The organism is Luminiphilus syltensis NOR5-1B (assembly GCF_000158175.1).
GTDB classification, from domain to species: Bacteria; Pseudomonadota; Gammaproteobacteria; order Pseudomonadales; family Halieaceae; genus Luminiphilus; species Luminiphilus syltensis.
This window is the reverse complement of sequence record NZ_DS999411.1, coordinates 1,548,176-1,562,225: the sequence shown is the minus strand read 5'-3', so window position 1 is coordinate 1,562,225 and position 14,050 is coordinate 1,548,176. Positions and strand designations below refer to the sequence as shown.

Sequence of the window (14,050 nt, the reverse complement as noted above, 5' to 3'; positions counted from 1 at the left end):
GTGTCTGCCTGATCTTCAGAAATTCAAGCGACCTTCCACGCCGATCCAGCGCGGCAGGCCAAGGGTCTGCTCCGTGAAGCCATTTGAGGCAATGTCAAAGGCATAACTGAAGTATTCCTCATCCAAAAGGTTTCGGGCGAACACTGACAGTTCGTACTTCTCTGCGGACGATCTGTAGGTCACCCGGCCATTGAAAATTTTATAGCTGGGAATTTCAGTGTTCGGCGCGTTGGTCAGCTGAGAGAAATAGCCGCTGTTATAATAGCCACTGAGCTGTACCGAAATCAGGCCCTCCTGCAGGGGAAAGTCCTGCACGATGGCGCCGCTAAAAGTGAACTCCGGTGACTGTGGCGCTTCCCGGGTGACATTGATGGGATTGAGCGGATCCGTCCCGATCAGCACATCTTTCACCTCGGTATCCAGATACGCGGCACTGAACATCAGCGTGGTGGTATCGGTCGGCGAGATGGTTAATTCAGTATCCATCCCATGAATCGTTGCATCTGTGTTGTACAGGGTGAAATTGATGCCACGCTGATCGAAGGCTTGGTAACCCCGGTAATCGTAATAATAGGCGCTGATGTTCCAGCGAGCCCGGCTCTCCCAGAAGTCCAGCTTGCTGCCAACCTCCCAGGCATAGATGTCCTCACCGTCGAAGCGAAGGCCATCAAAGGGCGCTTGGCCGGCAAAACCGGCATTGTAATTGAACGCCTTGTAGCCCTTGTTGAAGCTGGCGTACAGCAACCAGTCTTCCGCCGCGCTGTAGTCAAGCTGCAGGCGCGCGGAGATACCATCTTCGTCATGCTCGTCGTCAATGGGCCCATTGGTCAGCACTTCCTCGATCAGACTGCCGGGCGGGACGCCCAAGGGAGCCTGGCCGGGAATTAGGACGCCTCCGGCGCGAAGGAATGGTGTCGCGTCGTAGTCGTAGTCTTTTTCGTCGTAGGTCCAGCGCAGGCCTGCGGTCAACACCAGGTCCGGGGTCAGGTCGTGCTCCAGCTGGCCAAAAGCGGACCAGGAGGTGGTTTCCACACCCCAGTTCGCCGTCTGGCCCAGGGACAGAGCCGCGGGATCCAGATCTGGCGGCGGGTTGACCCGCAGTGCCTGACTGTAGTCGCCGTCAATATTCAGGTAGTACAGCCCGGTGCTCCAGCGGGTTGCTCCCTCCACCTGCTCCAGACGAAGTTCCTGACTGAAGGTGTCACTGTCTCCGGTCTGCCCGAACTCAATAAAGGGGAACGGGGTCAGGTCATTGTCCTCCAGATAATCGGACTCGACGCTGTTGAAGTTGCTCAACGATACCAGCCTGACCCGGTCAAACTCATAGGCGATGTTGGCGATGAGGTTGCTGGAATCACGCTCTAAGAAACCAGGCTGGTCGAAAGCGCCGCTGTAGAGGTCACTGTCGGGCTTGACGTAGCCGAGGATGGTATTGTTTACCCTCGGCACGTTGAAACCGAGGCCAGTCACCGGGTCGACCGCCGCGCCCTGAGTTTGGGCGCCACCGACATTGTCCACATCCATCTGGTAGATATCAGCGCTGAGCAGGATATCCAGCCGGTCCGAGGGAGTGATCTGCACATGCAGTCGCCCCGCCAGCGTGTCGTCCTCCAGCTGGTCGGGGCCAATGGCGTTGGCGATATAGCCGTCCGCCTTGCTGTGAAACAGCGCCAGTCGGGCCCTGACCGTGTCTGACAGCGGACCACTTACGGCGCCTTGGGCGCTATAGGAACTGTAGCTCCCTGCCGATGCCTTGAAGTAGCCTTCCAGCTCTTCAGTTGGTTTATTGGTAATCAGGTGTATCAGTCCGCCGGTAGCGTTACGACCGAACAGGGTACCTTGCGGGCCACGCAGCACCTCAACGCGACTGATGTCGTACATCTTGATTGAGTTGGTCGAGATCGAGGACTGGTAAACCTCATCCAGGTACAGCGCGTTTGGCGATTCAATATGCCCGGCGAAGTCGTTCTGGGCCACGCCGCGGATGGAGACTAAGCCTACCAGCGGTGCCCCACCCCCATTCTGCAGCATCAGGCCTGGAGTCATCATGGTCAACATGTCAGTATCGGTGATGTTGAACTGCTCAAGCGCGGCACCGGACATTGCCGTGACCGAGATACCGGTGTCCTGGAGGTTGATTTCACGGCGGGTAGCGGTGACCACAACTTCCTCGAGAGTATTTGCCATAACGTCGGCATTAAGCAGCGCTAGAATCGCCGCCGATAGGACACAGTTTCTTTTATACATTGGTAGCCTCCAGGTTGTGGACTTCGCACATATTGTTGTTATCGCAAAGGACTTCAAAAATGCTGCCTTCTGACGGGCACAGACGTAATCCGTGCAGGGACTGCAGCATTCCAACGGAGTCTAGGCGCACAGGGCCGGAAACGGGATAGCGAGAATTACTCATTTTTGTATATACTCAGGACATACAACAATAATCGAGACTGCCTGTACAAGGATGGCAAGTCCCCCACCCAAGGTATGACGTTATGGGAGCGTTGCGTACACGAGATCTGCAGGATGTTGTCGACATCACCCATAGGGCCCTCGAATGCAACAACATGGATCAACTGCAACAGGAAGCCCTGACTTTCATGGAACGCGCCATTGGCGCAAGCAGCAGCGTTTACGGCCACCTCAGACTGAGCCAGCAACAAGTACACATCAGTGAAGGACAAGAACGCGGCGTGCCGGCTGGGGCGATGGCGCGCTGGTGTGCCGGCTACCATCGCCAGGACCCCTTCATGCGTAGCTATCTCACCTGCCTGTCGACGTCGCCCCGGAATGTCATTGTTTCCAGCGAGGTCATTAGCCACCATGACTACGTGGCCACCCGCTTCTACAACGAATTTCTCAAGCCGCAATCGATCTATCACGTTATGATCGTTGGCCTGCGCCCGTCGGGACGCGTCCCCTTTGGCATCATCGGCCTGCATCGTCCCGCGGAGGAACGCGGCTTCTCTCGTCTGGAGATCGCCAAGGCCGATCTGATGGCCCCCTGCCTGCGCGGCGCTGTCGAGCGCATCCAGGCTAGAGAATTGCTTTCCCAGCACGATCCTCTGCAGCCAGGGGGCGTGGATGTAGTAGACACTGACAGCAGCATAACCATGGAACGGCGCATGAAGAGGTTTGGTCTGTCACGACGCGAGAAGCAAGTGGTGGAACTCCTGCGCCAGGGCCTGTCCAGCCTGCATATCGCCGACCAGCTCAACATCAGCGCTCGTACCGTCAACAACCACCTGCGCTCGGTGTATGACAAGTGCGGAGTGCACAATCGGACCGCTCTTATTTATCAACTGACCCACTGACCTCGCAACAGCCACGAGACCAACACTTGTCAGGGTTTTGCCAACTTAAGGGTATTGGCAAATTAATTTTCTTGGGTCAGGAAGTATTGAACCTAAGAATTAGGCAACCACGCTCCTCCACTCATTGAACCCACTAACCCTGAGATCTCTATAGTGCTGCGCTCTGACCAGATGTTTCCCCAGGTTGAATAGAGTCTGGACAGCCGCATGCGCACCCACAAATCTCTGGACCTGCTTAAACGACTTGAATCGCCGCTCCTGCTTCACTGATTTGAATTGCCTCATACCCTGTTCTCGCACCCCGTGATCGGATATCCCGAAGTCTTTTGCGATATGGGTCACTGGCTTTGCACAGACGCGGTCATAGAGGCTTTGGCGGAGCATAAAGGCTCTCCTTGGAATAAACAGTAGTTTTTTGAATTCAAAAACTGAGAAACCGCGCGTATCTAATTCAGAACCAAATCCGACGTTCTCCCTCCGCATTGAAGGGCAGTCTTTTCTAACTGCCTCGTATCGTCCTCAGGCACTAAATCACAGCTGATTCCGCCTGCGGCCGTCCTGAGTCTCATGGCCTAAAAGCTCACCCCGGGCTATACCCCGCCCCACCCATAAACCCTGGCCTGCGACCTCAGCAGTCCTGCCGGCAGCCCCCGCTCGCCCGGCGATTCATCAAACCCATCACCCATGAAAGGAGCCCCCTATGGCTACCACAAGCAAGCGAAAGACCACCGACAAGAACCCCAAAACCCCCGGAACCCCCTCCATCACCGTCATCAAGAAGGCATCAACCAAATCCCTGGAGGGTCGCGGAAAGCTGGACTACGAACTCGGCACTGATGCCGCCGGAGCCCTGCACTGGCGTATCGCTAAGAACTCTGGCGGTGGCTTCTTCAGCGATGAATGGGTCAGCTTCCAGGCTATTCAGGCTGCCCTGGAGGAGTGGCCTGAGGAAAGACCGATTACCAGCATGGCCCTGCGGTCGCTGTTCCAGGGCAAGTCCGTAAACACCCCCAGCTTCCTGTTGGCTGCCCTGCTGTGCGAGGGCGTCGTTCGGCTCTTGGCCGGCAAGCGGCGGCAGTACGAGCTCGGCGATGTCGCAGCGTTCCTGGAGACGGTGCACGCTACGAAGGCACCCCATAGCAACCCGCGGCAGCCTCGGGCCCAGGCTAAGGCGAAAGCAGGCACCCGTATGACAAAACCGACGAAACCGTCCGCGACTGCCAATTAGTCCCAGCACTCTTCGGAGAACACCGCCAAATCTGTAGTCGGATGGTGAATCCGCTACGCCCTCGGCAAGCCCCTGAAGCGTAAGCCCCTTTCCTGAGGGCAATCCGGCACTCACCAAAACGTAGAACCTATTTCGACCTTTCCGACGCAACGTCGGGACTCTGCCCTGCGCGCAGCAAAAATCCCATTCCCTCAACTCACCAACTCAAGGAGATGCCTTTGCTCTCTCTACTGCTGTTTGCCGCAGTCGTTCTCGGCTTTCTGTCGGGATCGCTGTGGTTCTTCTCGGCTGCTCTCGCGGCCTTACTCGCGTCGATGTACCCCGTCGTCGCTCTCCTGATCGCCCTCGGCGGTCTGACTTATCTCGCTTATCGCTACTACGAAAGGAAACACTGATATGACCTATGAAGACTACATTGCTGAAGCCATGGAGATCGTTGCTGCCTGGGAAGTACCCCCCGAGGACTTTGCCCAGGTCGTGAATGATCAGGCCAAGATCATGGCGGGAACTGATCTCGACCCCTGGCACGATTTACTCCAGGACTGCCGGGACACCCCCCAGTACGCCTGACCCCCCTCGCCCGTTCTGGGCATCAGTAACACCAATCTAAACCTCAACTTTAATAGGAGATAACTATGACTATCCGCTCACTGGCGGAGGTCGGCGCTCGCCTGGAGGAAGCCGTTGCGCTTCTTCCGGGCTGTCCCGGCTCCCCGCAGGACCTGTATGACCGCTACGAGATGATCGCGATTGCCATCCTCGACGCCGAGTTCGCCGAGCATCCGCCCGGGGTGCTGGAGGCATACCTGATGGCTTATCTGCGGCTGAAGGAGTTGGAACTGGGGGTATGTCATCCCCCGGCGACACACCCATAGCCAATAAGGCCTGCGCGTTGGCGCCTCGCGCGCTGGCGAGGGCCTGAACACCGTTCTTCATCCCCTCTGCTCCTGCCAACCCCTTGGACATAGCGCCTGCGTCCAACGGGTTGGTGGGAGTTCCCCTACATACAACTTCTTGGAGATACCCATGACAACTACCGACAAAACCGACGAAACCCTCGGCCGCACTGAACTTGTCGAAGACGCCCGCGCTGCCTTCACCGGCTCGCTGTTCGGCCCCTACTTCCCGCTGCGCCTGGAGCCCGCCATCTACGCCACTACCGACCGGATGGCCCCGGCCTACACCGGTGGGTTTTGGCGGTTTTGGCGCCTCGCCGATGGGGGCTTCTACATGGCACCGGATGCCGAGGAGCCCTATGAGGTCCACAGCATGAACGGCTGGTCCGGTCAGCTCTCCGCGGATGCCCTCGGCATCGTCAGCTGCCTGACGGCCTACAGCCACCTCAGCTTCAGGGGTCCCGAGAGTGTCGCCCGGACCTGCGCCGAGCACTACCACCGGCTGCGGCATTGGATGATGGAGCATCCGGAGGTCGAGGGAGTGCTGCGGGCGACCGACTGAGGCACACCCCTGTTATCGTGAAAAAGCGATTGAATCCATCTGATGTCATGCATCTGGCTATATGATACCGGTCTTGGTCGACTTGCACTGCAAGCCAGTGGCGCACGATAGGTTTTTCAATCCCGGCTTCGGGGCTGCTCTCTGGTCTTTAGCATGAGCAGACCTGAGGCCGTCCACTCCCCGCTGAACGTCAACAACGCAATTGCAGTGGCGCAAAGAGTCAGTCTTCGGTTCAATAGACTCTTTCTTGTACCTATAGGGGCTGAGAAGTTGTCGGATCTCGACACTGTGGACGGCGCGACCATTCACCTCGAAGACGCAATAGATACGATCATCGGCTATCTGGCAAAAGGTCGCGTGACCAACCTTGAACCGGTTGATATCCACAGCGGACCTAACTTCATTCAACAAAGCTTGGAGCGGCGCCTCCAAGCCCTGAGCTCATCCTCACCGCTGACGCCAGAAGCACAGGAAGAGGCCGCTGAGATTGAAAAACTGTTGGAGACCGCTGCAAAGATTCGACGGGACTTTGCCATCGCGGCCGATCTCCACGCGAGGGGAGAACAGACGGGCCTCCTACGCATACACAGGGTGGAAGACCCGAGTTTTCCTGATGACATCTACGCCGACAAGCTCATCACCGATAGCGTGTATCGCTGGGCGCTTGACACATTTGAGCTCGATATCAACGAATGGGCACCCCTTGGAAAAGAGCGACGCGATTCCGAACCAGAAGCTTCAAAGGGAGACAGTGATAACGGGAAGCAGGAAGTTCCGAACACCGAAATCGCGATAGCCCAGCGCGTGCTTGCCGATCTCATCCGACAATTTATGCTGCTCGCTTGCCCTCGCTGGAAACCCGGGCAGCCGACAGCGCAAAGGCCAACGAGCAAGTTCTTGCGCAACGGAAATCTCGCGGCCCGCCCTCTTGCCGCAGCGATCGTGAAGGATGCTATCGACTCTACAGCCGAAGACGATTCGGAAGGCGCTCGAAGGCAGATTGGTATCGTTCTTGCGCTGATTGAGGGGCAAGGAGGGCCCAGCAAGGCTCAAACGGAAAAAGCTCTCCCCGGGTACTACCGAACAATCTACTGGACGGCTACTGCCATCGATGCCCGGCTTCGGAAGAATGGCGGGACCACTACCGACAAAACCGACGAAACCGACACAGTTTTCCGATCCTTTGCCGTGTTCCTCTCAATCGACCGCCAACATAAGATCGTCGATGACGACACTCTCCGCCGCTGCTTGGAGATAGCAGTCCATAAACGCCTCAAGGACCCATAAGCAGGCGTATCTTTTGGGGGCGAAAAAACTACCGCGTATCAGCCGCTTACGTGTTTGGGGGAGATGAGCTCCCCCGTTTCTATGGTTTGCTACCCGAGCTTCTCAATGTAAATATCGGCGTAATCGCTGCATTCCAATCAATGAGGAACGCACGATGCCAGACCCCAAAATCAACCCCGCTGAACAATTCGCCGCCTTTATGGAAGAGCGCCTCGGCTGCTCGATTGAGGCGCCCCTCGATGGCAAATTCCATCGCTTCGAAGACCCGGAGAAGCGCAGGGGCAATCGCAACTGCTTTGCGATGCTGACGCCCGATGGCTCTTTCGGCTGCTACGGCAACTGGGCCACTGACGAGAAGTACTATTGGTTCGGCGATACTGCCGCGTCGATCACGCAAGAGGAACACCAGCGGCTCTCGGAGAAAATAGCCACTGCTTTTGCGGCGAATGCCGAGCAACGCCGCCGGGACCAGGATGCAGCGGCGAACAAGGTGCGCGCCATGCTGGACCAAGCCGGTAATCCGCGGGCGGACCATGCGTATCTCCTGAAGAAGCAAGTCCCGCCTTCGAACGCCCGACAGTACGGCGAGCACTTGCTGATCCCCCTGCAGAATGTTGAGGGTGAAGTCCGCAATGTCCAGAAGATTCACCCCAGCGGCAAGAAACGCTTCCAGAAAGATGCCGAGGTATCTGGCAACTTTGCACTGATCGGAGCTGACACCCTCCCGAACCAGGGCAGCATCGTCGTCTGCGAGGGATGGGCGACCGGAGTGACTCTGAATCAATCCCTGGGCTGGCCCGTGGCAGCGGCTATGAATGCCAGCAACCTGGTCGAGGTCGCACAACAGTTGCGGCGGGTATTACCGTCGGAGGTGACCATCATAGTCGCGGCAGATGATGACCGACGTACTCGGGGAAATCCTGGACTGGCCTATGCATACCTCGCTGCCGATATCACTGGCGCCGGTCTAAAGCGTCCACTGTTTCCCTGCTCGGATTGCGAGTGCACTGACTTCAACGACCTTGCCGGGTGCCCCAAGGCTCAGTCCTCGGCCGATATTGGTGAATTGCCTGCTACCACTGAGGAGGTTGGTTTCATCCCTCTGACCACCACACTACCGCCGGTCAAACCGCTTGTTGAGGCCATGTTGCCCAGAAGTTTCGTCGGTTTTGTCACTACCAGCGCAGAGCGTATGCAGATACCTCCGGACTATTTGGCCGTCGCCGCTGTCGCCGTGGCTGCGGGAATACTTGGTGGCAAGGTCGGGATTCATCCTAAACAGTTGGATCCCTGGCTGGTGGTAGCAACCGTCTGGGCGGGATTGGTTGGAGGTCCCTCCACCATGAAGTCCGCAACATTAAGCGCGGCCAAGAAACCCCTGGAAGATATGGAGACTGAGCTTGCAGCAGAATTTGAAACCGCTGTAAAACGGCACGCGTTCCAAGCTGAAGTTGCGGAGTTAGAAGAAAAAGAAGCTAGAGAAAAGGCCAAGGAACTCTATAAAAAAGACCCCGATAAGGCGTTTCAGCTGTTGGACGAGGCCGAGTTTGATGTACCGGCGCCAGTTCTTCGCCGACTTTGCGTCAATGACGCGACCATCGAAAAACTGGGGGAAATCATGCGTGATAACCCCAATGGGCTGATACTCATTCGGGATGAACTATCTGGCTGGTTGGCAAAGCTGGCGGACGAAGATCACCAAGGTGAGCGTGCGTATTATCTGGAGTGTTTTGAAGGACAGAACCCCTTCGTTTGGGACCGGATTGGTCGTGGAACTGTCCGGATTGAGCGCTGCATTCTAAGCATCCTCGGTGGCATCCAGCCGAGCAAGCTCGCACCCGTCATTCAGGCCGCCCTAAACGGCACGACTGACGATGGACTTATCCAACGCTTTCAGCTCTCGGTGTGGCCCGATGTGCGGAGTAGCTGGAAGTGGATAGACAAGCCACGAGATGAGGCTGCCTACCAAGCTTATTCAAATGCGCTTAAGGCGCTGCATGATATCCCCACTACAGATTCCAAAGATGCCCTGCCCGCACTGCGCTTCACCGCAAGCGCTCAAAAATTGTACCGGACGTGGATGGAGGCCCTGCAACAACGCATTCGCAGCGACGAGGACCACCCTGTGCTGCAGAGCCACCTCCAGAAGTTGCCGAAGACCGTAGCTGGCCTGGCTCTTCTGTTTGAGCTTCTGGACGGTGGGCGCAAAGCAGTGGGCGATGAGGCGACGCTGCGTGCCCTACTCTGGGCAGATTACCTAATCTCCCATGCCGAGCGGATTTACAGTGTCTCCAATACGCAGGCTGTGTCCAACGCCAAAACTATTCTAGCTCGCAGAAACAAGCTGCCGGAGCTATTCGCAGCCCGGGACGTTTCTCGGAAAAATTGGGCTGGAATGACGTCTGGTTCGGCTGTCACGGTAGCGCTGGAACTCCTCGTCGAGCATCGTTACCTCTCGGTTATCAAGACGCAACGCCCCGAGGGTGGGCGTCCGACTTCACGCTACCGCTGGAACCCGGGCATCCCCGACAAATCCTAAGATGCACCAGGGAGGATATGACAAAACCGCCAAAACTCAGTTTCGTCGGTTTTGTCACTATCTGTCTGGCCAATTTCTGAATCACTGCCTGTACCAATTACTTCGTCGCAGGCACCACCCAACCCGGCACTAACGCCATTAACCATCACCCCGGCAACTACGGAGGACCTCCCCATGCCGAAAATCAACCTCACGCAACGCTTTTGCGATAAACCCACCCCGCCTCCAGCAGGCAAGCGCCGCATCGAGCACTGCGACACGACCCTCCCGGGCCTCTACCTGGAGGTGCGGGATACCAGTCTTGTCGGCACCTACTACCAGCGCTACAAGAACGCCGCCGGAAAAACGGCCCATGTGAAGATCGGTCGCGCCTCGGACATCAGCCTCAAAGCCGCTCGGGCGAGAGCCCAACAGCTACGGACGGATATACAGAGCGGCTCCGACCCCCAAGCAGACACCCGGCAGCGCAAAGCTGTGCCCACCTGGAACGCCTTCTTCACCCACAGCTACCTGCCCCATGCAAAGCAGAAAAAGCGTACCTGGAAGAACGATGCGGATATGCACCGGCTGCGCCTTGGCCCTCGATTCGGTGCAACGCCGATCAATCGCATCAGCCGGCAGGAAGTGCAGCAGTTCCACAATGAGCTGCGGGAATCCGGCATAGCTCCCGCCACTGCAGATCATCACCTCAAGCTACTCCGGCACGCTCTGAACTTGGCGGTCGATTGGGGGCTCTTGCAGGCGAACCCAGCAGCCCGAGTGAAGCAGTTCAATGTCTTTAATGAGGTCGAGCGCTATTTATCCGAAGTGGAACTTCGACGGCTCCTGGCAGTACTCAAGTCACACGAGAACCGTCCAGTATCTTGTGCTGTTCTCTGGCTGCTTTGTACTGGCTCTCGTGTAGGCGAAATGCTGGCGGCAGAGTGGCCTGACATTGACCGAGGTAATCGCGTCTGGGTGGTTCACGCCACCAACAGCAAGTCGAAAAAGCTTCGGTCGATACCGCTAAACGATGTTGCCCTGGGTGTGCTGGATGAGCTGCAGACCCTGCCGCGCTATCAACCAGACGGACGATTGTTCATTGGCAAGCGCGGGCCTCTCGGAACCATTAACAAGGTCTGGTACGGAATCCGCGACGCCGCAGGACTGGAAAACTTCACTCTCCACTGCCTTCGACACAGCCATGCCTCGTTACTCGTGAACTCGGGACACTCACTGTACGAGGTTCAACGAGTACTTGGCCATTCGGACCCGAAGGTAACGATGCGCTATTCGCATCTATCGCAAGAGAGCCTGCAAGGCGCTGCCAATAGTGCCGGTGATCGCATCAAGGCAGCGATGGCTGAGTAGGTATGCCGGGGCCCTGCAATGGGCCCCCATGCACATCCCCGAGGCCTTATCGCATACGTCCAGGGCCCGCAGGTTCCGGCCCGCGCCCGCGTGAGCCCCTCAACACCTGATAACCTAACCCCAGTAATTCGGAGACACACCCATGCTTACCTGGACCCGCCGCCTGTTCCTCACGGGCGTAATACTGTCCCTCCTCGTCACCAATCTACTGACGCTCACAAGCGTTGCATTCAACGCCGCTCTGTCGGGCGTGATCAGCACTGCCGCAGGCGTTCAAACGGTGGCGGACGTGATGAGCCAGCGCCTGACTGGCAAAGACAAGGTCATAAAGCAACAGAAGAGTGCGGCTGTTAAACGCACCGCAGCCGTCAGGAAGTTCGGCACCCGCCTCAGTGTTCGTACGAAGCGAGTGGCTACCCGCAGCGTTGCGGCAATACCCGCCGAGGCCATCCCCTATCTGGGCATTGCAGCGCTGATTGGAGGGACCGCCTATGAACTTTATGAGGCCTGTCAGAGCATCAAAGATCTGGATGAACTGTATGGCGAGCTTGGTCTGGATGAGGCCGCTTCTGAGGGCGCCATCGCAGCCGCCTGCAATCCGCAGCTACCCAACCCGACGGCGGTGTGGGAGAGCGTCAAGGGGAACACGGATACTTGGCTTGAAAGCGCTGCTGAGCAGGGATAGCAACAATTTTCGCTCCATCTCCTGTGCCCGCTATCGCCTAATTTATATCGCTTGGTCTACACTACTGTCAGGCGCTTTGCCTACCTGGAATCGAGGGAGAAAAATAATGGCAGGAAAGTTTGATCTGAAGAAAAGTCCGAGCGGAAAGTACATGTTCAATCTCAAGGCGGGGAATGGCCAAATCATCCTCACGAGTGAACTCTATGAAAGTAAGTCGGCCGCCGAGAACGGCATTACATCGGTTCAGAAGAATGCCGGTGATGATTCCCGTTATGAGCGAAAGGAGTCCAAAAGGGGCGAGCCTTATTTTGTTCTGAAGGCCACAAATGGACAGGTGATTGGCAAGAGCGAGATGTATTCTGGCAGCTCTGGCATGGAGAACGGTATTGAGTCGGTCAAAAAGAATGGACCGTCTGCTGAGGTTGCCGATAACACTTAATACTTTAACAGTGCAGGCGACTCGATAAAGGCTGTAATGGCGTAGCAAGTAACGGCCGGTACGGTCCAGCAACGTCCCCTACCCCGAGGTGGGTCGGTGGCAGGAGATTGTGGAGCAGTGTCCTGACTGCACACAGTGCACGACATGCACTCCTGCGGGAAGCTGACATCAGCACTCCGAAAAGGCACCTTAATTGTTCAGGATTGTTCTCAGTGAAATCCATGCCGACCCTCTCAAATGAACATCAGAAACAACTCCAAGAAGCAAAGTTGCTGCTTGAGAATCCCGGGGTTGCCTCAAAAATATCAAACTATATTGGCGCTCCTATTGAATTGGGTTTAGACCAGCTCCCAGTGAGCTGGAACGAGGGCTTACAGGATGTTGTAGAGACCGCATTGCACAGTGCCGCTGATGCAGCCATTTTCACGATCGAGGATACCCCGGGCGTTGCATCCTCAAACAATTGGCACAAGTTTGGCGTTGCGGCCAGTGGTGGTGTCGGCGGGTTTTTTGGGCTTGCGGCTATAGCAGTCGAATTGCCGATATCGACCACCATCATGCTTCGTTCAATGGCAGACATCGCGAGAAGCGAAGGAGAATCTGTCGATAACTTAGCGACAAAAATTGCTTGTATTGAGGTTTTCGCCCTCGGGGGCACATCCAAACAGGACGATGGAACAGAGCTTGGTTATTACGCAGTACGAGCGGCCCTGGCCAAAGCCGTTTCCGAGGCAGCGCAACATCTATCGCGTGCAGGAGTAACTCAAACCGGCAGTCCCGCACTGGTCAGGCTTATTGCCCGCGTTTCTCAATATTTCGGCGTGCAAGTTTCGCAGAAGATAGCGGCTCAGGCGGTCCCAGCGATAGGCGCTTTTGGTGGAGCGATCATTAACACTGTTTTCATCGATCATTTCCAAGATATGGCAAGGGGCCACTTTGCGGTTAGGAGACTGGAACGAATCTATGGGCCAGAGCGTATTGAGGATGCCTATTTTCGCTTGCCGGCTCGCCCGGAACCCTGATTCCAATGTTGCGCCATCGTACCTGATCCCCTTCGGCGCTGAGGGCATCGCTGCCCTCCCCCGGGACCTGCGGGGCTCTTCGGCGACCGAGGTCATTATCAGCTCAACTCCGACTCACATCGAGAAATGCTCGACCTTCAACGGCGCGCTGTACTGCATCCAGGAAGCTACCGAGGGCGCCGGGGATAGCCCCGCAGCCCCGGCTGAACGATGCACGACCTACCACGGCGCTCTCCACTGCATCGCGGAGGATGTCTGATGCCCGCCTTGACGCTCCTTGGCGCTATCGTGCTGTCCGCGGGAGCCACGGCGGTTGCTATAGCGCTGCTGGGACCCGACGCCTCCGAGCAACAGCGGGAGTGTGTCGAGGCGCTGGTGGAGGCCCTAGAGCCCCGGACGAAGCGCGGGGTGCAGGAGATCGTGGGGCAGTGTCGGGAGCGGTATGGGGAGTGAGGGGGTTCTGCCTGAAAGCGGTCATTCGCGGGGCGACGCACGGGCTTCCGCTTTCGACCCACTTCTGCCGGTCGGGTTGGCGTTGCTGAGCGTCGGCTTTCGCCTACATGCGGACACGCCCAATCCTCACAAAAAAACCTGCACAGTTGCGGGCGATTCGTCTCAATTAGCAGCTACTTCTTTCGCATCTTGAGCGCGCCTAGGGCCGCGATCACCAATGATGTCGCCAAAAGCATCCATATGCCATCGACCGGTATAGCCTGTGCTGGGGAGCCGCC

General features: G+C 57.1%; 14 protein-coding genes and 1 pseudogene. 13 read left to right on the top strand and 2 right to left on the bottom strand.

Features of this window, described 5'->3' with window-relative positions; genetic code table 11:
- Positions 1–15 precede the first annotated feature (15 nt).
- A complete protein-coding gene (locus NOR51B_RS06945) occupies positions 16–2,247 on the bottom strand; it encodes a TonB-dependent receptor (protein WP_009020188.1) in 2,232 nt (743 codons plus the stop codon).
- Between the two features lie 245 nt (positions 2,248–2,492).
- On the opposite strand from NOR51B_RS06945, the gene NOR51B_RS14955 reads away from it, so the two are divergent.
- Positions 2,493–3,311 (top strand): helix-turn-helix transcriptional regulator, encoded by an 819-nt coding sequence (locus NOR51B_RS14955; protein ID WP_050759432.1) that lies wholly within the window; start codon positions 2,493–2,495, stop codon positions 3,309–3,311.
- A 99-nt stretch (positions 3,312–3,410) separates the two neighbouring features.
- On the opposite strand, the pseudogene NOR51B_RS15950 reads toward NOR51B_RS14955, so the two are convergent.
- Positions 3,411–3,608 (bottom strand): annotated as a pseudogene (locus NOR51B_RS15950) (hypothetical protein); the annotation flags it as partial.
- 403 nt (positions 3,609–4,011) lie between these two features.
- On the opposite strand from NOR51B_RS15950, the gene NOR51B_RS06930 reads away from it, so the two are divergent.
- From NOR51B_RS06930 to NOR51B_RS06875, 12 genes are all read left to right on the top strand, one after another.
- Entirely contained in the window at positions 4,012–4,539 is a 528-nt protein-coding gene (locus NOR51B_RS06930; protein WP_009018988.1) for a hypothetical protein, read from the top strand.
- Between the two features lie 212 nt (positions 4,540–4,751).
- The gene (locus NOR51B_RS06925) at positions 4,752–4,934 is read left to right on the top strand and encodes a hypothetical protein (protein WP_009019796.1); all 183 of its coding nucleotides are present in this window, start codon (positions 4,752–4,754) and stop codon (positions 4,932–4,934) included.
- Between the two features lies 1 nt (position 4,935).
- Positions 4,936–5,109: a hypothetical protein gene (locus tag NOR51B_RS15515; protein ID WP_009021050.1), complete on the top strand. Its 174-nt coding sequence runs from the start codon at positions 4,936–4,938 to the stop codon at positions 5,107–5,109.
- Positions 5,110–5,174: 65 nt separating this feature from the next.
- Positions 5,175–5,414 (top strand): hypothetical protein, encoded by a 240-nt coding sequence (locus tag NOR51B_RS06920; protein WP_009020467.1) that lies wholly within the window; start codon positions 5,175–5,177, stop codon positions 5,412–5,414.
- A gap of 151 nt (positions 5,415–5,565) precedes the next feature.
- A complete protein-coding gene (locus tag NOR51B_RS06915) occupies positions 5,566–5,997 on the top strand; it encodes an antirestriction protein (protein WP_040481899.1) in 432 nt (143 codons plus the stop codon).
- 270 nt (positions 5,998–6,267) lie between these two features.
- Positions 6,268–7,284, top strand: a complete 1,017-nt coding sequence (locus NOR51B_RS06910) for a hypothetical protein (protein WP_154647635.1) — start codon at positions 6,268–6,270, stop codon at positions 7,282–7,284.
- A 154-nt stretch (positions 7,285–7,438) separates the two neighbouring features.
- Positions 7,439–9,823, top strand: a complete 2,385-nt coding sequence (locus tag NOR51B_RS14950; protein ID WP_009020602.1) for a DUF3987 domain-containing protein — start codon at positions 7,439–7,441, stop codon at positions 9,821–9,823.
- A 174-nt stretch (positions 9,824–9,997) separates the two neighbouring features.
- Positions 9,998–11,173 carry a site-specific integrase gene (locus NOR51B_RS06900; protein WP_009020851.1) on the top strand — a complete coding sequence of 392 codons (1,176 nt, stop codon included), beginning with the start codon at positions 9,998–10,000 and terminating at the stop codon, positions 11,171–11,173.
- Between the two features lie 142 nt (positions 11,174–11,315).
- Positions 11,316–11,858 carry a hypothetical protein gene (locus NOR51B_RS06895; RefSeq protein ID WP_009020725.1) on the top strand — a complete coding sequence of 181 codons (543 nt, stop codon included), beginning with the start codon at positions 11,316–11,318 and terminating at the stop codon, positions 11,856–11,858.
- A gap of 106 nt (positions 11,859–11,964) precedes the next feature.
- On the top strand, positions 11,965–12,297 hold the full coding sequence (locus NOR51B_RS06890; RefSeq protein WP_009019266.1) for a YegP family protein: 333 nt from the start codon (positions 11,965–11,967) through the stop codon (positions 12,295–12,297).
- Between the two features lie 221 nt (positions 12,298–12,518).
- Positions 12,519–13,319 (top strand): EcsC family protein, encoded by an 801-nt coding sequence (locus NOR51B_RS06885; protein WP_009020770.1) that lies wholly within the window; start codon positions 12,519–12,521, stop codon positions 13,317–13,319.
- A 210-nt stretch (positions 13,320–13,529) separates the two neighbouring features.
- Complete coding sequence (locus NOR51B_RS06875) at positions 13,530–13,772, top strand: hypothetical protein (RefSeq protein WP_154647634.1); 243 nt, start codon at positions 13,530–13,532, stop codon at positions 13,770–13,772.
- Positions 13,773–14,050 lie beyond the last annotated feature (278 nt).